At 63.9% G+C, this 21,175-nt stretch carries 23 protein-coding genes; 7 read left to right on the plus strand and 16 right to left on the minus strand.

Annotated elements, in window-relative coordinates:
* Window positions 1–8: 8 nt before the first annotated feature.
* The 7 genes from OEZ49_RS17735 to OEZ49_RS17765 are packed head-to-tail and all read right to left on the minus strand — an operon-like array spanning window position 9 to window position 6,580.
* On the minus strand, window positions 9–767 hold the full coding sequence (locus tag OEZ49_RS17735; RefSeq protein ID WP_263389560.1) for a tyrosine-protein phosphatase: 759 nt from the start codon (window positions 765–767) through the stop codon (window positions 9–11).
* Window positions 764–1,570 (minus strand): metallophosphoesterase family protein, encoded by an 807-nt coding sequence (locus OEZ49_RS17740; RefSeq protein WP_263389561.1) that lies wholly within the window; start codon window positions 1,568–1,570, stop codon window positions 764–766. The genes OEZ49_RS17735 and OEZ49_RS17740 overlap by 4 nt, the downstream gene beginning before the upstream one ends.
* The gene (locus OEZ49_RS17745; protein ID WP_263389562.1) at window positions 1,567–2,337 is read right to left on the minus strand and encodes an ATP-binding cassette domain-containing protein; all 771 of its coding nucleotides are present in this window, start codon (window positions 2,335–2,337) and stop codon (window positions 1,567–1,569) included. The genes OEZ49_RS17740 and OEZ49_RS17745 overlap by 4 nt, the downstream gene beginning before the upstream one ends.
* A complete protein-coding gene (locus tag OEZ49_RS17750) occupies window positions 2,334–3,284 on the minus strand; it encodes an ABC transporter ATP-binding protein (protein ID WP_263389563.1) in 951 nt (316 codons plus the stop codon). Before OEZ49_RS17750 ends, OEZ49_RS17745 begins: the two co-directional genes overlap by 4 nt.
* Window positions 3,281–4,099, minus strand: a complete 819-nt coding sequence (locus OEZ49_RS17755; protein ID WP_263389564.1) for an ABC transporter permease — start codon at window positions 4,097–4,099, stop codon at window positions 3,281–3,283. Before OEZ49_RS17755 ends, OEZ49_RS17750 begins: the two co-directional genes overlap by 4 nt.
* Complete coding sequence (locus OEZ49_RS17760) at window positions 4,096–5,040, minus strand: ABC transporter permease (RefSeq protein ID WP_164128451.1); 945 nt, start codon at window positions 5,038–5,040, stop codon at window positions 4,096–4,098. Before OEZ49_RS17760 ends, OEZ49_RS17755 begins: the two co-directional genes overlap by 4 nt.
* A 46-nt stretch (window positions 5,041–5,086) precedes the next feature.
* A complete protein-coding gene (locus OEZ49_RS17765) occupies window positions 5,087–6,580 on the minus strand; it encodes an ABC transporter substrate-binding protein (protein WP_263389565.1) in 1,494 nt (497 codons plus the stop codon).
* A 332-nt stretch (window positions 6,581–6,912) separates the two neighbouring features.
* Here OEZ49_RS17765 and OEZ49_RS17770 point away from each other — a divergent pair, with 332 nt between their 5' ends.
* Window positions 6,913–7,656, plus strand: coding sequence for a hypothetical protein (locus tag OEZ49_RS17770; RefSeq protein ID WP_263389566.1), 744 nt, complete (start codon window positions 6,913–6,915; stop codon window positions 7,654–7,656).
* A complete protein-coding gene (locus OEZ49_RS17775; protein WP_263389567.1) occupies window positions 7,653–8,417 on the plus strand; it encodes a hypothetical protein in 765 nt (254 codons plus the stop codon). Before OEZ49_RS17770 ends, OEZ49_RS17775 begins: the two co-directional genes overlap by 4 nt.
* Window positions 8,418–8,514: 97 nt before the next feature.
* On the opposite strand, the gene OEZ49_RS17780 is transcribed toward OEZ49_RS17775, so the two are convergent.
* Complete coding sequence (locus tag OEZ49_RS17780; RefSeq protein ID WP_263389568.1) at window positions 8,515–9,360, minus strand: SDR family oxidoreductase; 846 nt, start codon at window positions 9,358–9,360, stop codon at window positions 8,515–8,517.
* An 87-nt stretch (window positions 9,361–9,447) separates the two neighbouring features.
* Here OEZ49_RS17780 and OEZ49_RS17785 point away from each other — a divergent pair, with 87 nt between their 5' ends.
* A complete protein-coding gene (locus tag OEZ49_RS17785) occupies window positions 9,448–10,080 on the plus strand; it encodes a class I SAM-dependent DNA methyltransferase (RefSeq protein WP_263389569.1) in 633 nt (210 codons plus the stop codon).
* A 10-nt stretch (window positions 10,081–10,090) separates the two neighbouring features.
* On the opposite strand, the gene queF is transcribed toward OEZ49_RS17785, so the two are convergent.
* The 6 genes from queF to OEZ49_RS17815 all read right to left on the minus strand — a co-directional run bounded on the left by queF (window position 10,091) and on the right by OEZ49_RS17815 (window position 14,339).
* Window positions 10,091–10,558 carry a preQ(1) synthase gene (gene queF / locus OEZ49_RS17790; protein WP_263389570.1) on the minus strand — a complete coding sequence of 156 codons (468 nt, stop codon included), beginning with the start codon at window positions 10,556–10,558 and terminating at the stop codon, window positions 10,091–10,093.
* A gap of 21 nt (window positions 10,559–10,579) precedes the next feature.
* Window positions 10,580–11,299 (minus strand): 7-carboxy-7-deazaguanine synthase QueE, encoded by a 720-nt coding sequence (gene queE, locus OEZ49_RS17795; protein ID WP_263389571.1) that lies wholly within the window; start codon window positions 11,297–11,299, stop codon window positions 10,580–10,582.
* A complete protein-coding gene (queD, locus tag OEZ49_RS17800; protein WP_164128457.1) occupies window positions 11,296–11,652 on the minus strand; it encodes a 6-carboxytetrahydropterin synthase QueD in 357 nt (118 codons plus the stop codon). The genes queE and queD overlap by 4 nt, the downstream gene beginning before the upstream one ends.
* Entirely contained in the window at window positions 11,652–12,344 is a 693-nt protein-coding gene (gene queC, locus OEZ49_RS17805) for a 7-cyano-7-deazaguanine synthase QueC (protein ID WP_263389572.1), read from the minus strand. The genes queD and queC overlap by 1 nt, the downstream gene beginning before the upstream one ends.
* A gap of 171 nt (window positions 12,345–12,515) precedes the next feature.
* On the minus strand, window positions 12,516–13,505 hold the full coding sequence (locus tag OEZ49_RS17810; protein ID WP_263389573.1) for a sterol desaturase family protein: 990 nt from the start codon (window positions 13,503–13,505) through the stop codon (window positions 12,516–12,518).
* Between the two features lie 78 nt (window positions 13,506–13,583).
* Window positions 13,584–14,339 (minus strand): class II aldolase and adducin N-terminal domain-containing protein, encoded by a 756-nt coding sequence (locus OEZ49_RS17815; RefSeq protein WP_263389574.1) that lies wholly within the window; start codon window positions 14,337–14,339, stop codon window positions 13,584–13,586.
* Window positions 14,340–14,460: 121 nt separating this feature from the next.
* Between OEZ49_RS17815 and OEZ49_RS17820 the strand changes: the two genes are divergently transcribed.
* Window positions 14,461–15,333: a LysR family transcriptional regulator gene (locus OEZ49_RS17820; protein ID WP_263389575.1), complete on the plus strand. Its 873-nt coding sequence runs from the start codon at window positions 14,461–14,463 to the stop codon at window positions 15,331–15,333.
* Window positions 15,334–15,425: 92 nt separating this feature from the next.
* Here OEZ49_RS17820 and OEZ49_RS17825 read toward each other — a convergent pair whose 3' ends face one another.
* A complete protein-coding gene (locus OEZ49_RS17825; protein ID WP_263389609.1) occupies window positions 15,426–15,854 on the minus strand; it encodes a VOC family protein in 429 nt (142 codons plus the stop codon).
* A 112-nt stretch (window positions 15,855–15,966) separates the two neighbouring features.
* On the opposite strand from OEZ49_RS17825, the gene ade reads away from it, so the two are divergent.
* From ade to OEZ49_RS17840, 3 genes are all read left to right on the plus strand, one after another.
* Window positions 15,967–17,769: an adenine deaminase gene (gene ade, locus OEZ49_RS17830; protein ID WP_263389576.1), complete on the plus strand. Its 1,803-nt coding sequence runs from the start codon at window positions 15,967–15,969 to the stop codon at window positions 17,767–17,769.
* Complete coding sequence (locus OEZ49_RS17835; RefSeq protein WP_263389577.1) at window positions 17,766–19,229, plus strand: AMP nucleosidase; 1,464 nt, start codon at window positions 17,766–17,768, stop codon at window positions 19,227–19,229. Before ade ends, OEZ49_RS17835 begins: the two co-directional genes overlap by 4 nt.
* A gap of 131 nt (window positions 19,230–19,360) precedes the next feature.
* The gene (locus OEZ49_RS17840) at window positions 19,361–19,648 is read left to right on the plus strand and encodes an HU family DNA-binding protein (RefSeq protein ID WP_164128464.1); all 288 of its coding nucleotides are present in this window, start codon (window positions 19,361–19,363) and stop codon (window positions 19,646–19,648) included.
* Between the two features lie 182 nt (window positions 19,649–19,830).
* On the opposite strand, the gene OEZ49_RS17845 is transcribed toward OEZ49_RS17840, so the two are convergent.
* Window positions 19,831–20,997 (minus strand): MFS transporter, encoded by a 1,167-nt coding sequence (locus OEZ49_RS17845; RefSeq protein WP_263389578.1) that lies wholly within the window; start codon window positions 20,995–20,997, stop codon window positions 19,831–19,833.
* Window positions 20,998–21,175 lie beyond the last annotated feature (178 nt).

Raw genomic sequence — 21,175 nt, forward strand, 5'->3', positions numbered from 1 at the left:
CGGGTACCCTACCCCATCAGCAGCCGCTCACGCAGGGCCGAGATATCGCCCGCCGCCAGTCCGATATCCTTCAGATATCCTTCGATTGAACCATGCCGCCGGTCGATATGATCCAGCATCGCCGCCATGGTTGGCGGTGCGCAGGCCAGGAACCGGGCATGCGCCTCGGCATCGCCGCCGCTCTGGCGCGTCCGCTCCAGCAGCTCCGCGACCAGCGCCGCGATGAACTCCCCGGTCAGCGCATAGTCGGCCAGGATGGTCTCCCGCTCCACTCCCGCCGTGCCCAACAGCAGCGCCGCGATGATCCCGGTCCGGTCCTTGCCGGCGGTACAGTGAAACAGCACCGCCCCTTTCGGCGCCACAGCAATCCGTGCCAGCACCGCGCGCACCGCCTCGCCCCGCTCGATCAGCGCTGTCAAATAGAACGGCACCAGCGGATCGTCGTGATCGCCCGCGCGGATGCGCTGCATCGTGGGCGCCAGATCGTCATAGACCGGCTGGTGATGGAACAGCACGTCGGGATGCCCAAGGTAGGGGTTCGGCTCGTCGGCCAGTTCCGCCGCCGACCTCAGGTCGATGACCGAGGTCAGCCCCTCACTCCCCAGCGCATCCAGCCCCTCTGCCGTGATCCGGTGCAGCCCGTCGCCGCGCAGCACCCGCCGCCAACGCGTCAGCTTGCCGTCAGCCGTCGGATACCCGCCCAGATCGCGCAGGTTCTGCACGCCGGGCAGGATCAGATGCCGCTTGGGGTGCTTGATCATCGTCATCGGAACGCGCGCAACCGCGCCTCTTCCAGCACCGCCAGTTCGCGGCGCTCAGGCGACAGCGGCGCAAAGGCCACCGACAACCCGTGCGGCCGCAAGATGCACAGGCCCATGCTGGTGCCCTCGACAATCCGCATGTCGCGCTGCTCCAGGATATCGACCGTCGAATTCAACCCCATGCAGGTGACCACCGGCACTCCCCGCCAGTGATGCACCTGGTCCAGATGCACATGCCCCGACAGCACCCCGACCACGCCCCGCCCCTCCAGCGTCTCGCCAAACACGCGCGAGCTTTCGGGGTCGAGACTGGCCCAGGGCAGCGTGCGCGCGTCCATATGCGGCGGGTGATGCGCGACCACCAGTTTGGGCAGATCCGGCGCCCGGTCCAGCGCGGCGTCGAGAAAGGCGATCTGTTCGGCGTCGATCCGCCCGGCCACCCGCCCCGGAACCAGCGTATCCAGTGTGATCACATGCAGACCCGACACGACCCGGTCGTGAAAATAGGGCCCATCGCCGGTGCCGGTCCCGAACACCTGCGCAAACGCCGACCGCTTGTCGTGATTGCCCAGCGCCAGAACCAGCGGTGGCACCAGATCGGCCAGGATCTCCCTGAGCAACTCATAGGACGGCACCGCGCCCGTATTGGTCAGATCGCCGCTGGCCACCACCAGATCGGGCGCCGGGTCCATCGCGTTGATCAGGCCGACCACATGCCTGAGCATGCCCGCCGTATCCGTCCGCAACGATGGGTCGCCCACATCGGGGTGAGAGACATGGAGATCCGTCAGATGAACGATACGTGTCATAATAGTCCGCCAGCCTGCAAAAGCGATTTCGTGTACGCGGTCCCGGGACTGCGCATGATCTGCGCCACCGCACCCTGCTCCACCGTCTTGCCGTGTTCCATCACAAGAACGTGGTCACAGATGCTGCTCACGACCGCCAGATCGTGACTGATGAAAAGAATGGCAAGCCCCAGCTCATCCTGCAAGTCCATGAGCAGGTTAAGGATCTGCGCCTGCACCGACATGTCCAGCGCCGACACCGCCTCATCCGCCACCAACAGCGCGGGCCGGGTGACGATGGCGCGCGCGATGGCGACACGCTGGCGCTGCCCGCCCGAGAATTCATGCGGGTATTTCCCCGCATCCGCCGGGCGCAGGCCGACATGGTCCAGCGCCTCGGCCACCTTGCCGCGCTCCTCTGCCCCGGTGGCGCGCAGCGGCTCGGCAATGGACCAGCCCACGGTGCGGCGCGGGTCCAGACTGCCATATGGGTCCTGGAACACCATCTGGAACCGGGGCCGCAACCGGCGCAGCGCGGCTGGCGGCAAGGCCGCCAGATCCTGCCCGTCAAACAGGATACGGCCCGCGTCCGGGCGCTCGAACCCCATGACCATGCGCGCCAGCGTCGACTTGCCCGACCCGGATTCCCCCACCACGCCCAGCGTCCGCCCCGCCTCCAGCGTGAAACTGGCGGCATCGACCGCCGTCAGCACCGGCGGCGGCGACCAGAGCGCCTGCCGGGGCAGGCGATAGCGCCGCGTCACCGCTTCGACCGACAGCAGCGTCATGCGCCCTCCTCCGCCCGGTGACAGATCATGGTGCCCCGCAGCGGCGGCCGTTCGCCCCGACACATGTCCAGCTCGACCGGGCAGCGGCCAGAAAACCGGCAACCGGGCGCCAGCTCGGCCAGGGGCGGCACGCTGCCGGGGATGGTCGGCAGGCGTCCGCGCCGCCCGCCTGTCGCGCGCATGTTGCCGGGGCTGGGCCGCGCCGACAGCAGCCCTTGCGTATAGGGGTGCCGGGGGCGCACCAGCACCTCGCCCGTCGCCCCCCGCTCGACGATATCGCCGCCATACATGACCATCACCCGCTCCGTCGCCCGCGCAACGGCGGCCAGGTCATGCGAGATGAACACCAGCCCCATGGTGCGCCGCTCGGCCAGCCCGACCAGCAGCTGCGTCACCCGCAGTGCCACGTTGGCATCCAGCGCCGTGGTCGGCTCGTCGGCGATCAGAACCCCCGGATCACAGGCCAGCGCCAGCGCGATCAGCACCCGCTGCCGCTGCCCACCCGAGATCTCGTGCGGGAACTGGCGCAGCCGCGCCTCGGGATCGGGAATGCCCACTTCCCGGAACAGCTCCAGCGCCCGGGCGCGGGCCGCGTCGCGGCCCAGTCCCAGATGCACCATCATCGGCTCCATCACGGTCTCGCCCACCCGCTTGATCGGGTTCAGCGCCGCCATCGGTTCCTGAAAGATCATCGCGACCCGCCGGGCGCGCAGCCGCTGCCAGGTCGCCTCGCCCGCGCCCACCATCTGGGTCCCGTCAACTGTCAGGCTGCCGTTCACATGGCCCGCATCGGGCACCATCCCCATCAGCGCCAGCCCCAGCATGGTCTTGCCGCAGCCCGATTCGCCCACGATGCCGATGCGGTCGCCCGGCGCGATGACAAACGACGCCTCGCGCACCGCCTGCCCCGCCCCCATATCCACCGTCAGCCCTGCCGCCTCGATCATCGCTGCCGTACCAGTCTGGGGTCGGTAACGTCGCGCAGCCCGTCCCCCAACAGGCTGAACCCCAGCACCGCGGTGACGATGCACAACCCCGGATAGATCGCCAGTTGCGGCGCCAGATACATCAGCGTCTGCGCCTCGGACAGCATCCGCCCCCAGGACGGCGCCGGGGGCTGCGCCCCCAGTCCCAGGTAACTCAGCGCCGCCTCGGCCAGGATCGCGATGGCGAACTCGATGGTCGCCTGCACGATGATCGGCGCCGCGATATTGGGCAGCACATGATCGCGCGAGATCGTCACCCGCCCCATGCCCGCCGCCCGCGCGGCATAGACATATTCGCGGGTCCAGATCTGGTTGGCCGAGGCCCGCGTCACCCGCGCGAATACCGGGATGTTGATAAATGCGATGGCGATGATCGCCACCATCAGCGACGGACCGAACACCGCCGCCAGCATGATCGCGAACAACAGCGCCGGAAAGGCGAAACCGATATCGGCGATGCGCATGATCACATCCTCGACCACGCCCCCCATGGCCGAGGCAAGAAGCCCCAGCGCAACCCCGATCACCCCGCCCAGACAGACCGAGATCAGCGCCACGGCGACCGAATTGCGCGCCGCCACCATCAGTTGCGAGAACACATCCCGCCCCAGCTGATCGGTGCCCAGCCAGTGCAGCTCGGACGGGGGCGCGAACTTGCCCCGGATGTTCAGCAGCGTATGGTCATGCGGCGTCCACACCAGCGACAGCGCGGCGGTTCCCGCCACCAGCGCCACCAGCACCGCGCCGATGATCAGGTTTGGTGGCAGTCTCGTCATGACCGCGCCTTCAGCCTGGGATCAATTGCCAGGTACAGCAGATCGACGATGAAATTCGCGGTTACCACGATGGCGGCAAACAGCATGACCAGCGCCTGCACCGTCGGCAGGTCGCGATTTGCGATGGACTGAAAGATCAGACGCCCCAGACCGGGCAGATAGAACACGTTCTCGATCACGATGGTCCCGGTCACCAGTGCCGCGAATTGCAGGCCCACGATGGTCACGATGGGGATCAACGCATTGGGCAGCACATGCCGCCACAGCACCCTCCGCCGCGAAAACCCCATCGCCCGCGCGGTGCGGATATAGTCGAGCCGCATTACCTCCAGCGCCGAGGACCGCGTCACCCGCGCCAGCACCGCCGACTGCACCAGCGCCAGCGCCACCGTCGGCAATATCAGCGACCTCACCGCCGCCGCCGGTTCCGACCAGCCCGGAAACCCGCCGGGCGGCAGCCAGCGCAGCTTGACCGCGAACAGCAGCACCAACAGGATCGACAGCCAGAACGCCGGTACCGCGATACCGAGCTGGCTCAGGAACATGATACCCCAGTCCCCCGCCTTGCCATGGTTGGCGGCGGCGGCAACGCCCAGCGCAACCGCCAGGATCACGGTCACCACCATGCCCGAGATCGCCAGCGACACCGTCAGCGGCAGCCGCTCGGCGATCAGCTCGGACACCGGCACGCGGAACGACTGGCTGATCCCGAAATCACCCTGCACCGCCCCCGCGATCCAGGCCAGATAGCGGCTCAGCACAGGCTCGTTCAGCCCCAGCTCCTCGCGCAGCGCGGCCAATGCGTCCTCGGTCGCATCCAGCCCCAGGATCGACAGCGCCGGATCGCCCGGCAGGATGTTCATCACCGCGAAGACCACCACTGACACGGCCAGCAGGGTCAAAACGAAACTGATCGTGCGGCGGAAAAGGAAGTACCCCATCAGTCGGCAGCAGCGCGCCGGCCCACCCGGCGCGCCGCCTTTCCGGTCAGTTCACGGACACACCCGCCAGTGGCTGGAACAGCACAGCACGTGAATCCCAGAACCCCTCGACCCCGGTCTTGTAGACCCCAAGCTGCGGCAGCTGGAACAGGAACCCGTGCACCGCCTGATCGGCCAGATACTTCTGCGCCTCGGCCAGCAGCGCATTGCGCGCCGCGTCATCGGCCTCGGCGCTGATCCGGTTCCACAGGTCGGTGTAGCCGGCATCGTCATAGCCATAGAAATACTTCGGCCCGCGCGCAAAATTGCCCATGTCATTGGGCGAGGTATGGGCGATGATCGTCATGTCATAATTGAGCTTCTTGTAGATCTCGTCGATCCAGAACCCCCATTCGACATTCTCCACCTTGGCGTCGATCCCGGCCTCGGCCAGCTGCGCCTGGATGATCTCGGCCGAGCGCGTGGCATAGGGAAACGGCGGCACCCGAAGGGTCATGGTCGTCCCGGCAACCCCCGCCTCTTCGAACAGCGCCTTGGCCTTGGCGGTGTCATGCGGATAGGTGCCGGTCAGATCGACATAGGCGGGCCCGTGCGGCGGATAGAAACTGCCGATCGGCACCGCCTGCCCGTACATCGCGCCGTCGATGATCTCGCCCCGGTCGATGGCATGGCTCACCGCCTGCCGCACCCGGATATCGTTGAACGGCGCCTTGGAATTGTTCATCGCCAGGATCACCTCGCCCTCGGTCGATCCGGTCACCACCTTGAACCGCGGATCGGCCTCGAACTGCGGCAACAGCTCGGGCGCCGGAAATCCGGGAAACGCGTCGATTTCGCCGGCCAAGAGCGCCGCCGAGGCCGCCGCCGCATCGGCGATGAACTTGAACTCGACCCGCTCCAAGGCGACAGAACCCGCATCGCGATGATCGGGGTTCTTGACCAGCACCAGCTTGTCGCCCCGCGTCCAGCTGTCGTATTTGAACGGCCCGGTGCCGACCGGGTTTGCGTTGTTGGCCTCAACCGACTCGGGCGCCACGATAGACACGTCACCCTGCGCCATGTTGAACAGGAAAAACGCGTCCTTCTGCTTCAGCTTGATCTCGACCGTGCCCGCATCGACAACCGTCACGCTTTCAATCGGCTTGAACAGACCTTTCGACGGGTTGACCGAATCCTCCGCCATCGCCCGGTCGAAACTGAACTTGACGTCCTCGGCATCGAACCCGGTGCCGTCATGGAACATGGCCCCATCCACCAGGTCAAAGGTATAGGTCAGCCCGTCCTCGGACACGGTCCAGCTTTCCGCCAGTTGTGGCAGCACCTCGCCCGCCTCGTTCACGGTGGTGAGCGATTCGAACAGGTTCTGCGTCAGCATCCCGTCAATCGACGCGGTCGCATCCGCCGTCGGATCCAGCGAGGTCGGCTCCTGCTGCAACCCGATGACAATGGTGGTTCCGGCCCAGCCCCCTGTCGGCGACAGCGCGGCGCACAGTGCCAGCGCGGCGATGGCCACGCCAGATCTTGCAAGTTTGGATGACATGGATGTCCTCCCCCTTTTCCATTGTTTGCGAACACATTCTGTAGAAAGTTCTTTACCTTTTCTTAAAGGCTGCATGAGCGACCCTGTCAGCGTCAACTGTTTTCGCCGCAGAGTACGGCCCGCCTACCCCGGGGATTTCCGGCCATCCATGCGCGCCGCCTTGACCCGCCGTCACAGGTCGCCTTCAATGACCGGCAACCACCTTGGCCCCGCTCCAAAGGAAAACCATGCCGCCGCGTTCCTCCAGAAACGTCCCGACCGCCCGGCCTTTGGAGCGTGCCACAAGGGCCCGATTGGCAAACCTGTCCCGAAAAACCCGGCAACTCTGTACGATGGCCGCCGCAGCAACCCTGTTCACGGCCCATGGGCTGGCGGCCGACGAGGTGTCCCTCAAGGTGACCGAACAGCTCGCCTTAAAAGGCGCGCCAATCCCCTATTCGATGGTCCTTCGCCTCGGCGACGTCAGCCCGACCCGGATGTCGGTGGGCGCGTATCTGGACCTGCGCGGGTTTCAGGCACAGGCGCCCGCCCTGCTCTCCAGCGTCCTGCAAGAGGACTGCAAACAGAAATTCGCGGTGGCCATCTCGGACGTTTCGACCAAGGCCGACACCATTTCCGTGCGCGGGCAGTTTCAGGCCAAATTCTTCGGCTGCAACTCCAAGGACCCCAAGGTGCATTACCGCCGGTTTCTCCTGTTTGGCCAGAACGTGAATTTCCAGGCCACCGCGCGCACGGTTGTCACCCATCCCTGCATGCGGGCCAGTCTGGTCGATCTGAAACTGGACCCCCTCGGGCTGCTGGGCGGCGCCGCCGACCTGTTCGGCCTGACCGAACTGGCCGAACGCCTGATTGTCGAAAAGGCCGAAGAGGCGCTGTCAGACCACCCCGTCTGCCCCAAACTCCCGCCCGAAATCGCAAGTCTCGAACCGCGATACACCTCCGGCGGTATCCGCGAGATCGGCGTGGGCGGCCTTGGCGCCAGCCTCAGCGGCTCGGTCAACACCAGCGCCGCAACGATCCTCGATCTGGTCCGGGTCATGAAGGATCGCGGCATTCTGGGGCCGCAAAACCAATGAAAACTGTTTGGACCCTCGTCGCGCTTCTCGCCCTCACGATGCTGGCGCCCCAGGTCTCGGCCAACGAGGTCGACCTGACCTTTGACAGTGACCTGACGGTTCTCGACCGCAAGATTCCCTACAGGCTCAGCCTGCAACTGGCCGAACGTGGCCCGACCCGCATCGGTACCGAGGCGCTGCTCGACCTGACAAACCTCCAGTCCACCCTGCCCGGGATCGTGAACGGGCATGCGCTGGTGGACCTGTGCACCCTCAGGGCCGAAATTCGCGGAATAGAACTGGCCGCTCAGGGTGGCAATTTCGTGTTTTCGGGTACGCTTGCCGCCGATATGTATAGCTGCGAGCGCGACGGGTTGACGGCCACTGACCGGGGACCGCTGGTCTTGTCACAGGACATGACCCTGACCGTCACGGCCGGGGTCCATATCGAGGACAATTGCGTCACCCTCAACCTGGCCGACATGGCCATCGACCTCACCGGCGCGGTCGAACTCACCGACGCGCAGAAACAGGCCTCGGAAAAAGCCGGGGATCTGCTGGTGGCGGTTGTCGAACGCCTGATGGCCAACCACCCGGTCTGTCCGAAACTGCCACCCGAGCTTGCATCGCTGGAACCGCGATACGACACCGGCGGCATCACCGAGATCGGCGAAGGTGGCCTCGGCCTCTCCCTGCGCGGCTCGACCGATGTCAGCACCGGGACCATTCTGGATATCTTGCAGGTGCTGCAAGAGCGGGGCGTCCTGCCGCCGAAACCGTGAAGCGGGCCGGTTTCCCCACGGAAAACGCCGTACAAAACGGTCAATTGCCGTCCCGGGACCGGTACAAAACGGTCAATTTCCCGTACAAGGGCCCGGTTCAGCCCTCGTGCGCCAGCGCCTCCAGCCCGACCTTGTAGTTGGGATATCTCAGCTCGACACCCAGCTCCTGCTTGATCTTGTCGTTCCGTACCCGCTTGTTTTCACTATAGAAACTCCGCGCCATCGGGGTCAGGTCAGCCTCGTCAAAGTTGACGGCGGGCGGCAGCGGCAGACCCTGCAACTCGGCCGCATAAGCAATCACATCCTGCGGCGGAACGGGCTCATCATCGCAAACATTGTAGATCGCGCCGGGGTTTGGCCGCGCCATGGAGGCGGATAAAACATGAGCAATATCAGTAACATGTATGCGCGAGAACACCTGTCCCGGTTTGATGATCCGGCGCAGTCCGCCCTTGCCCAGCTTGGAAAACGGCCCCCGTCCGGGACCATAGATTCCGGCCAGCCGAAAGATGTGAACCGGCAGATCGGGCACCGCCTGCCATTGCTCCTCAGCCATCACCCGCCAGCACCCGCGCGCCGCCGTTGGCGCGACCGGTGTGCTCTCGTCCACCCAGGCGCCGTCGTGATCGCCATAGACCGCCGTGGTGGAGAGGTAACCAACCCATTGAAACTGCTTGGCTCTTCTGGTGATTTCCTCTCCCAGAGCCGCCAACACCGGATCCCCCGCCGCATCCGGCGCGGTCGAGATCAGCAGATGCGTGACCCCGTCAAACGACACCTCGCCGCCGGGCCACAGAACCGGTTCGGCCCCGGATTGCCGGATCGCCTCCATCTGCTCGGGGTTGCGACTGGTGCCAATGATCCGCCAGCCCCGCGGCGCCAGCTGCCGCGACAGCGCCCGGGCGGAGTATCCATGTCCAAACGAAAGAAGCGTGCCTGTCATGCTCCATAGTTGCGACCCGCTGCCGGAACAATCAAGCGCATGATCGCCGCACTTGATTCGAATCCGCACTTGGGCCTTCAATTGTGCATGAGCACAAAGACACCCGATCTGAACGCGGCCTATGGCCTGCAATCGCCCGAGGACAACCGGCAGCTCTATGCCGAATGGGCCGGCGACTATGACGACGGCTTTGCAGCGCGCGAAGACTATCAGCTGCCCGCGCACACCGCGCGCGCCTTTGTGGCGGCGGGTGGCCAAGGGCCGGTGCTGGATGTGGGGGCGGGAACCGGCCTCTGCGGTGCCATTCTGGCCGGGCTTGGCGTCGGCCCCATCGACGCCGCCGATATCAGCGCCGAGATGCTGGACCGCGCCATGCGCAAGGACATCTATCGCGACGCCATCGAGACCGACCTGAACCAGGGCATCCCCGCCCCGCGCGACAGTTACTCCGGCATCGTGTCCTCGGGCACCTTCACCCATGGCCATCTGGGCCCCGAGGTTTTTCCCGCGCTTTTGCGCGTCGCCCGGCACGGCGCGCAATTCGCGATCTCGATCAATGCCAAGCATTTCGAGGAGAAAGGCTTCGACCTTGCCCTGCGCCGGATGGAGCAGGGACAGATCGAGAACCTCAAACTGCCCCGGGTCCGCATCTATGGCGATCTGGCCGCCGGTCCGCACAAGGACGACATAGCGTTTATTGCCCTGTTCGAGAAGTCCTAGGGGCCTGAACCTAGCCCCGCCCGCGATAGGTCGGCACGCCCTGATCGGGGATCCAGACACCCGGCACCTCCGGCCCGGTCTGATAGAACACGTCGATCGGGATACCGCCACGCGGATACCAATAGGCCCCGACCCGCAGCCATTTGGGCGCCAGCAGCTCGACCAGCCGCTTGCCGATGGAGACGCTGCAATCCTCGTGGAACGCACCGTGATTGCGGAACGAGCCGAGATAGAGCTTCAGCGACTTGCTTTCCACCAGCCAGTCGCCCGGCACATAGTCGATAACGATATGGGCGAAATCGGGCTGCGCCGTCAGCGGGCAGAGCGAAGTGAACTCGGGCGCGGTGAAGCGCACCGCGTAATCGGTGCCCGCCTGCGGGTTGGGTACCTTTTCCAGCACCGCCTCCTCTGGCGAATTCGGCAGCTCGGTCTTGCCGCCCAGTTGGGTCAGGTTCGCATAGATGTCCTGATTGGCCATTGTCTTGCTCCTCTCGGCGCCTCAAACGCCGCGTTTGTTGCCCCAGACCAGCACATGCAGCTGCGGCAGGATAGTGGGGGTGAACCATCGGTCGGCCAGGGCCCGACCGATCAGCCATTCATAGCGTGTCATGATACCGTCCATGTCGATGGCGGCATCCTCGGCATCGGGCGGCGGCGGCGTGTGGTTGCCCGGTTGCAGATAGATCGGCAGGTTCGGATAACGCGCTGCCGCCTCACGCGCCCAGAGGTAATCGGTCTCGTCGAACACCACGATCTTGATCACCGTCACCGCATCGCGCGCCTGTGCAATACAGTCCGCGAACCGGTCCCAATCGACCGTTTCGCCGGACGAGGGCGGCTTGGGGCTGAGGATCAGGGGCGAAAGCTGACGGAACCAGCTCCGCGCAACGGACCCTTGGGTTTCCAGGGCAAAGCGATAGCCCTGCGCCTTGCCCATCTCGATCAGCGGGCCAAAATCCTGGATCGCGGGATTGCCGCCCGACAGCGACACCGTCAGCGGCACACCGCCCGACAGACGCACGACCTCGGCCCAAACCTGTTCCGTGCTCATCGCGGCCCATGTGTCGCGATAGGCGCTGTCCACCGCATGCAGGCTGTCGCACCACGAACAGCGGTAATCGCAACCGCCCGCCCGCACGAATACGGTGGGCGCGCCGATCACCGCGCCCTCACCCTGGATGGTGGGGCCGAAGATCTCGGCGATGCGCAGCGCGGTCATGGCCGGTACTCGGCCCAGGTCTTGGGCGTTTCGCTGACCCGCACGGCGCTGGTTTCCGCCCAGCGCGCCTTGCAAAAATCATAGACCTCTTTTGCCAGCCGCTCGGACGTGACCATGTCATGGCCGAACACCTCGTTCAGGTGGCGGTGGTCCAGCGCATCGTCGATCCAGGTCTTGAGCGGCTTCAACTCGCGGTAATCGCGGACAAAGCCGTTGGCATCCAGATCGGCAGCGGCCAGTTCGACCTCGACGATATAGTTATGCCCGTGCAGCCGGGCGCAGGGGTGATCCTCGGGCAGATGGCACAGCTGGTGCGAGGCCGAGAAATGGAACTCCTTGGTGATCCGGTACATCAGCGCCCCTCCACCGCCGCGCGCCAGAAATCCGGGTCGGTATAGACGGTCGGGTCTGAGACGCCTGCCAGATGGAACGCCTCGCGCCGCTCGACACAGGTGCCGCAGCGGCCGCAATGCACCTCACCCCCCTTGTAGCAGGACCAGGTATCGGCAAAGGGCGTGTTGTGGCGCGCGCCCTCGCTCACGATGGCCGATTTCGGTTCGTGCACGAAGGGCGTGTAGAGCCGGACACTGGCATAACCGTCCAGCGCGTGGGCCTGCATCGTCTCGAACGCCTGGGTAAAACCGGGGCGGCAATCGGGATAGATGAAATGATCACCGCCATGCACGGCGGTCGCCACCGCGTCAGCCTGTTTGGCCGCGGCGATGCCGAATGCGATGGCCAGCATGATGGCGTTGCGGTTGGGCACCACGGTGATCTTCATGGTGTCTTCGGCATAATGCCCGTCGGGCACGTCCACATCGTCGGTCAGGGCGCTGCCCGACAGATGAGCGCCGATCTGGCGCATGTCAATCAGGTCATGCGGCACACCCAGCCGCGCAGCCGCGCGGGCGGCAAAGTCCAATTCCTTGCGGTGGCGCTGACCGTAGTCGAAAGAGATAAGGCCGATCAGATCGTGCTCGGCGGCCACCTTGTGGGCCAACGATACCGAATCCAATCCGCCAGAGCAGATGACAAGTGTCTTCACATTCAGGTCCCTTGTTTTCATAAGCCGGGTAGGCTGCGACCGGCGCCCGGATGATCCGGACCGCGCGCCTGTAACAGAGACGCGGGGTAAAGGTAAAGACCCAGCACCTGAGTCGGTAAAAACGTGAAAGGCCGACCGAATGAGCGGCCCGCGGGAAACCTGTCGACCGGTTCAGGTATACATCTGCTTCTTATAGGCGCGGGTGCAGGTGGTGGCCTCGGCGCTGCCGTCGTGAAAGGTGCCGAACCATTTGTCGAAGGGGATCTCGGAGGTGCCGTAATTGCACTCGAAATAGCGGTGATGCAGCTGGTGAAAGAAATCCCCGGTCTTGGCCGCCTCGGTCTCGCCCGCCTTGATCTTCTCGAACCCCGAATGCGACAGGATCGGGCTGACCTGCTGGAAATAGATATGAAACAGCAGGTGCAGCGGGTGAGAGGGCACCACCAGGTGAATGAAATAGGTCGTGAAATAGAGGATATTCTCGTACCAGTGGTTCGAGATGCCGGACCATGGGCCGATATTGACATTGCGGTGATGCACGGCGTGCACATGCTTGTAGAGCTTCGGGTGATGCTCCAACCGGTGCACCCAGTAGAAATGCAGCCCCGACCACATCGGGATGAAGAACATCCAGACCACGAACCAGACCGGCGCCTGCGCCCAGGTGATGGTGGGCACCCAGCCATTGGCCATCATCCAGTAGATCAGCCATTGATAGACCGTGCAGACGGTCATCGCGCTGCCCAATGTCCACCAGATATTGTCCCAGACCTGGTTGCGAAAGGTAAAGGTACCGTTGTCACGGGTTAGGTCGCGGCGGTCGAACTTCTTGTACTTGCCCTGACCCTTGCGCATGTAGAGCCACCAGTGCAGCGCGCCCGCCACCAGGATCTGCGGCACCATGTTCAACAGCCACACCCGGAACATCCAGCCGGGCGCAAAGCTCTGCATCGCCTCAAGCGGCGGCAGGAACCAGGCATAGGCCGCAACGGCCAGCGCCAAACAGAGGGTCAGCGAGGTCAGTTGCAGCCACGCCCCGCGATACCAGCGCAGAACCGCCGCCGGGCGGGGCGGCCAGACAAACAGCGGGTTCAGGCCAACTGGGTTCACTGGGCGATAATTCCAGCGTGCCGCTTCGGCGTCCTGACTGAAATCGGTCATCGTCTTTCCTCGTTTCTGGACAAGCACCATCCTCCGGCGCCCAGGGGCCGGTTCGGGCAAATTGCAAATCTCAAAGTGTCAGCTGGCGTAGGTCGACCCTTCACCATCCAGCACCGCCTTAACCTCGCGCAGATGCGCCTCGGCCTGGCCTGGATAGTCGTCAAGCTCCTGCGCCGTCTTCTCGGCAATCTCGTCGCTCAGCAGCCTGAGCGGGCGGCCCGTCTGCAACGCGCGGATATAGGTCTCGGCGGCGCGCTCGAAGTAATAGAGCCGGTTCAGCGTATCACCCACGTCGCTGCCGATCACCAACACCCCATGGTTGCCCATGATCATCACCCGCTTCTTCGGGTCGCTCAGCATCGAGGCACAGCGCTCGCCCTCGCTTTCGAACGCCAGCCCGCCAAATTCATCGTCGATGACATAGCGGTTGTAAAAGGTCGCGGTGTTCTGGTCGATCGGCGGCAGGGTACTGTCGGCAAGGCTCGCCAGCACGGTGGCAAAGATCGAATGCACATGCATCACGCAACGCGCATGCGGACAGTGGCGATGGATCGAGCCATGCAGGCCCCAGGCAGTGGGATCGGGGGCGCCCGGCATCTCCATCGTCTTGGGGTCATTGGCATCCAGCAGCAGCAGGTCCGAGGCGCGGATGCGCGCGAAATGCATCTGGTTGGGGTTCATCAGGAACTGCGTCCCCTCGGGGTTCACCGCCAGGCTGAAATGATTGGCAACCCCTTCATGCATGTTCAGCCGCTCGATCCAGCGGAACGAGGCCGCAAGATCGACACGCTCCTGCCAGTGGTCGATATTGGGGCGCAGGCTGGTGACGGACATGGGTTTGCTCCTGATCTCGGGTTGGCGGTGTGACTGTCCAAAACCTGCCTTTAGACATCAGGTTTGACCAACGAAAAATTCGCCCGTTTCGCATTAGAAACACTTATGGCAAGGTTATGGGATGCAGAACCCCCTCCCCCCGCTGGGCTGGTTGCGGACCTTCGAGGCCGCCGCCCGCCACCTGTCCTTTACCGGCGCCGCGCGTGATCTGAATATGACGCAAAGCGCGGTCAGCCAGCAGATCAAGGCGCTGGAATCGCACCTTGGGCAGCCGCTGTTTCACCGCCGCCCCCGGGCGCTGGAACTGACCGAGGCCGCGATCACCTATCTGCCGGTGGTGCGCGAGGCGTTCCGCACCCTGATCCGGGGCACCCGCGCGGTGACCGGCGATCACCAGAACACGGTGCAAGTGCAATGCAACATCACATTCGCGGTCAACTGGCTCGGCCCGCGCCTGCCCCGGTTCCGCGTCCAACACCCGGATGTGCGCTTGAACATCTTCACAGAGCTTTGGGAACCCCGCGAAATGGCCGAGGGCGCGGCGGTCGAGATCCGCTATTCCCTGCGACCGGCGGATACGGTGCGGACCGAATTGCTGACAACCGATCGCTATTTCCCGGTCTGTGTTCCGGGCTATCCGGTCACTCTGGACAACCTGCATGAACAGCCGCTCTACGACTGTTCGAACCTGCTGTCGAACTGGGCAAGCTGGGCCGAAGACGTGGGCCTGCCTTGGCCCAACCCGCCGATCACCTATGCCACCACCTATATGGTCGGGCTTTCCGTGGCCATGGCCGGGGGCGGGTTGTGCATGGGGCACAAGGTGATCGTGTCGCGCCTGATGGCCGAAGGACGCCTGATCGCTCCTTTCGATCACAGCGTGCTGATGCCCGAGGCCTATTACCTGCTCTTGTCACCCCAGGCCGAGGAGACCCCCGGCGCGGTCGCCTTTGCCAACTGGATCCGGGCCGAAATCGCCCGCGAGGCCGGGTGATCCGGGAAAGGGGCGCTCCCGCCCGTCGTCGATGCCGCTGACGCGGCACCTCCTCCCGTTGGGCCGGGCAGCGCGCCCGGGGCGCGCTGCGGTCAGGCGCTGTCCTTGGGCCGGCTCGGCACCCAGGCATAGCCATTGTCGCACTGGATATAGGCCTCACGCAGACCATGCGGCTTGTCGGTCGGGGCCTGCAAGACCGTCGCGCCAAACCCCTCGGCCCGCGCCACCGCCCTATCGGGATCGCTGTCATAGAGCCTGATTTCGATCCCCGTCCCGCGCGGCGGGTTTTCTGGCAAAAGCCCCAGCATCGGGTTGGCGTGATAGGTGCCGTCGCTGTGCAACTGGAACACCTGATCGCCATAAGTGACGATAGCGAAATCCGCCGTAACCTGATGCGATTGCATCCTGAACACCGCCTCCAGAAAGGCACATTCCGCCGGAACGTCCCGTACCAGCAGGTTCAGCCCGATCCCCTTGAGCGACCGCCCGAACCCATCCGCATCTATCGTGTCATAATCCATTCCGGCAGGGTCACGCCGACCGCCCGCCGCTGTCAAGCAGGCAATGACGAAGCTTTGATGAAACCCTTTCGGCGGGGCTTGCACCCGGTCGCGGTTTCGGAAAAGCTGCGCCATGGAACACAAGACTTTCCCCGATTGGGCCGATGTGGCCCCCCGACTGATCGCCGTTGCCGCAGGCCGTGAACCGGCGGACATGATCATCCGCGATGGTATCTGGATCAACGTGCACACGCGCGAGGCGCTGCGCGGCCACTCCATCGCCATTGCCGAAGGGCGGATTGCCTTTGTCGGCCCCGATGCCAGCCATTGCACCGGCCCGGAAACCCGGATCATCGAGGCGAACGGGCGCTACATGATCCCCGGCCTGTGCGACGGGCATATGCATATCGAAAGCGGCATGCTGACCCCGGCGGAATTCGCTGCCGCCGTCATCCCGCATGGCACCACCACCATGTTCACCGACCCGCACGAGATCGCCAATGTCCTTGGCCTCGCCGGTGTGCGGATGATGCATGACGAGGCGCTGATGCAGCCCATCAACATCTTTACCCAGATGCCGTCCTGCGCCCCCTCGGCGCCGGGGCTGGAGACCACCGGATACGAAATCACGCCCGAGGATGTGGCCGAGGCGATGACCTGGCCCGGCATCATCGGGCTGGGCGAGATGATGAATTTTCCCGGTGTCACCAATGCCGACCCCAAGATGCTGGCCGAAATCGCCGCCACCCAGCGCGCGGGCAAGACGGTGGGCGGGCATTACGCCTCGCCCGATCTGGGCCCCGCCTTTGCCGCCTATGTGGCGGGCGGCCCGGCCGACGATCACGAAGGCACCTGCGAGGCGGATGCCATCGCCCGGGCGCGTCAGGGCATGCGCAGCATGATGCGGCTGGGCAGCGCCTGGTACGACGTCGAATCCCAGATCACCGCGGTGACGGAAAAGGGGCTCGATCCGCGCAACTTCATCCTGTGTACCGATGATTGCCATTCGGCCACGCTGGTGCATGAGGGCCATATGAACCGGGTGGTGCGCCATGCCATCGCCTGTGGCTGCGACCCGCTGGTGGCGCTGCAAATGGCGACGATCAACACCGCCACCCATTTCGGGCTGGAGCGCGAATTGGGCTCAACCGCACCCGGCCGCCGGGCCGATGTGATCCTCACCTCGGACCTGCGGGAACTCCCCATCGAACTGGTGATCGCGCGCGGGCAGGTGGCGGCCGAGAACGGCAAGATCACCGTCGATTGCCCGCATTACGACTGGCCCGATACGGCCCGCAACACCGTGCATCTGGGCCATGCGCTCAGCGCGACAGATTTCGAGATCAAGGCGCCAACCGGCGCCAACCGGGTGCGCGCCAATGTGATCGGCGTGGTGGAAAACCAGGCACCCACCAAGGCGCTCAAGGCGGAACTGCCAATCATCGGCGGGCTGGTCGAAGGCGAAGGAGATGTCTGCCAGATCGCGCTGGTCGAACGCCATCGCGCCACCGGCGGCGTCACCAACGCCTTTGTCTCGGGCTTCGGCTATCAAGGCCGCATGGCCATGGCCTCGACCGTGGCGCACGACAGCCACCACATGATCGTGGTGGGCACCGACCGCGAGCAGATGGCGCTGGCCGCGAACCGGCTGGCCGAGGTCGGAGGCGGCATCACCATCTGGCGCGAGGGCCGGGAACTGGCGCTGGTGGAACTGCCCATCGCGGGCCTGATGTCCGACAGCCCCGCCGCCCAGGTCGCCGCCAAGGCACAAGCCATGGTCGAGGCGATGGTTACCTGCGGCTGCACGCTCAACAACGCCTATATGCAACACTCGCTGCTTGCACTGGTGGTGATCCCGGAATTGCGCATCTCGGACCTGGGGCTGGTCGATGTCCGCACCTTTGAAAAGATAGACCTGCTGGAACCGCTTGCATGACCCAACTGAATACCCCCAAGACCCCGGAACCGGCCCTGTTCACCGATGCGGCAGAGGCCGTCGCACGGCTGGAACAGCTTTATGCCCAGGCCACCGGGTTTCTCTGCGACAGCTTCACCGCCGCGATGCAGGGGATAGACCCCGGCACCCGCTATCGCGCCTATTACCCCGAGATCCGCTTCTCCACATCCTCTTATGCGCAGGTCGACAGCAGGCTCAGCTATGGTCATGTCTCGCATCCCGGCACCCATGCCACCACGGTTACCCGGCCTGACCTGTTCCGCACCTACCTGACCCAGCAGATCGCGCTTTTGATCCGCAACCATGGTCAACCCGTGCAGATCGGCCCGTCATCCACCCCGATCCCGCTGCATTTCGCGGTGGCCAACGCCCCCGATCTGGTGGTTCCACACGAGGGCGCCACCGGTTTCACCCTGCGCGACGTGTTCGACGTGCCCGATCTGGCCACCACCAATGACGATATCGTCAACGGCACCCATGTGTCCGATGACGGCTCGGGCCCGCTGTCGCTGTTCACCGCGCAGCGGGTGGATTACTCGCTCGCCCGGCTGGCGCATTACACCGCCACCGACCCGGCGCATTTCCAGAACCACGTCCTGTTCACCAACTACCAGTTCTATGTCTCCGAGTTCGAGGCCTATGCCCGCGCCCAGCTGGCCGACCCGGACAGCGGCTACACCAGCTTTGTCAGCACCGGCAATGTCGAGATCACCACGACCGATGCCCCGCTCGACACGCCCGCCAAGCTGCCGCAGATGCCGTCGTATCACCTTAAACGCGCCGACGGCTCGGGCATCACCCTGGTCAATATCGGCGTCGGGCCGTCCAACGCAAAGACCGCGACCGACCATATCGCCGTGCTGCGCCCGCATGCCTGGCTGATGGTTGGCCATTGCGCCGGGCTCAGGAACACCCAGGCGCTGGGCGATTTCGTGCTGGCCCATGCCTATCTGCGCGAGGATCACGTTCTGGATGACGACCTGCCGGTCTGGGTGCCGATCCCGGCGCTGGCCGAGATCCAGATCGCCCTGGAACAGGCCGTGGCCGAGGTAACCGAGCTTAGCGGTTATGACCTGAAACAGATCATGCGCACCGGCACCGTCGCCACCATCGACAACCGCAATTGGGAACTGCGCGACCAATCCGGCCCGGTGCAACGCCTCAGCCAGTCGCGCGCCGTGGCGCTCGATATGGAAAGCGCCACCATCGCCGCCAATGGCTACCGGTTCCGGGTGCCCTATGGCACGCTTCTCTGTGTCAGCGACAAGCCGCTGCATGGTGAATTGAAGCTTCCCGGCATGGCGTCGTCCTTCTATACCACCCAGGTCAGCCGCCATCTGCGCATCGGAATCCGGGCGATGGAGGCGCTGCGCGGCATGCCGCTGGAACGCCTGCACAGTCGAAAACTTCGGTCCTTCGACGAAACAGCCTTCCTCTGACCGCGAAAAATGCCGAAATCCCCATATTTTTGGGATTTTTGGTGCTACTATTCGTTGTGTTTGATCACAAGATAAAGTTAGATTGCCGCGATGAGGCCCAATGGATCGGGCACGAACAAGGAGACCAAGAAATGGCAAAGCCTATGACCAAGACTCAACTCGTTGCCGCACTGGCCGAGGAAATGGGCAGTGACAAGAAAACCGCCGGCATGGCACTGGACGCCATCGGCGCGCTGATCACCCGCGAAGTGGCAGGCGGCGGCGCCGTCACCCTGCCGGGCGTCGGCAAGATCTATTGCCGCGAGCGCCCCGAGCGTCAGGTGCGCAACCCGGCCACCGGCGAGACCTTCACCAAGGAAGCCGACAAGGTCGTCAAGGTGACTATCGCCAAAGCGCTGAAAGACAGCGTCAACGGCTGATCCGCACCGGACCCGAACGACAAGGCCGCCCACGGGGCGGCCTTTTTGTTTGGCGATATCGCAATACCGGGCCTATCCGCAACGCGGGGCTTAGCTGACTTTCATTGAGCACGTGCCGCAGATCAACTTGATCCCTAGCAGGCCTTAGGCAGACTCGTTTCACAAGAATCTCTTGCTATCTTTCAACTGGCAACCTGTGGCGATGAAACGGTTCGCCGAAAAACCCCAAATGCCATAATGGCGAGAAAAACCATGCCCCCACCCAGGACGAACGCCACATTCACATCGCCCAGATAATCCGAAAGCCCTCCGGCCAGCGTCGGAGCGATCATCATGATCAGATAATACATCGAGTAGAAAACGCCGGTACCGAAGGCACGCGCTTCGGCAGAAAGAACCAGGCTTGGCAGCGCGACCAATGGTCCAGGTGCCAATCCGGCAAACAAACCGCCCAAGACAAGCGTCGCAGGGACATAGGCCTCCGGGAGATAGAGAACCGCTGGAAAAACCATCATCTTGCCAGCCAGGCTTGCCAGAATGACCCAATTTGCGCGCCCGGTCCGATCTGCCAGCCATCCGCCCAACGGAATGGAGAGAGAGGCCGCGAATATGTAGAGACTTATGGCGGAACTTGCGGCCGTGATCGGCATCCCGCGATCTGCCAGAACTAGCGTGCCAAAGCTGAAGATCATGGCGAATGCGGCATTGTAGAGCGCCCACAGCGCCGCAGCCAATGCCAGCGGTGTCCAGGGAAGAGAGGTGAATTTGATCGGCGCATTGCCGGTTACTGCACCCTCGGGTGCCTTGTAGATAACCACAAAAGACAAAAGCGCGAGAACCGTACAGATCGTCAACACGGTCCATGCTGTCTGGAGATCGGCGCTGGCAGCCAACGCGGGAAGTATCAGCAGGCTCAGACCGATCCCGATTGGCCAGGAACTTATGAAGATCGCCAAAGCCGTTGAAACAGCCCGCCCTGCGAACCAGTCGATGACCATTTTGGTCATCAGGACGTTCAGAACGACTCCGCCTGCTCCAGAAACAATTCTGCCCGCCACGGCCCATCCCAAGTTTGAAGCATAGGCCACCATCACGCCACCCAGAACCATCAGCACCAGACTGGTTGCAACCGTCCGCTTGTCGCCAAACCAGGTCGCCACCGCACCGCCACCAATCGCAACAATGACCCCGGGGCCAAGGTAGAGACCGATCAAAAGACCGATATCTGTCAGGGTAATAGCGAGACTTTCCATGATGAATGGGGACAAGGCCGCTATCGATTGGAATTGGACCGCCATCACCGTTCGCGCGAAGAACAGCACTAACAGAATAATCCATCGCATCGGCATAGATACATTCCTTGCAAGAACGACACGATGAAAGCTTTTTAGTATGTGTCGCCCCCAGCATATGTTCGGATTTTGAAAGCAAACAAGAAATTTAAGTGGAGGCTCCTCGCAACTCGGGGGCTTGTGTCCGCTCCGGGATCATCCAGACCAACACGGCTTCACAACATGGCCTTTTTCG

It is taken from the genome of Ruegeria marisflavi, from assembly GCF_025673445.1.
Classification (GTDB): domain Bacteria; phylum Pseudomonadota; class Alphaproteobacteria; order Rhodobacterales; family Rhodobacteraceae; genus Ruegeria_B; species Ruegeria_B marisflavi.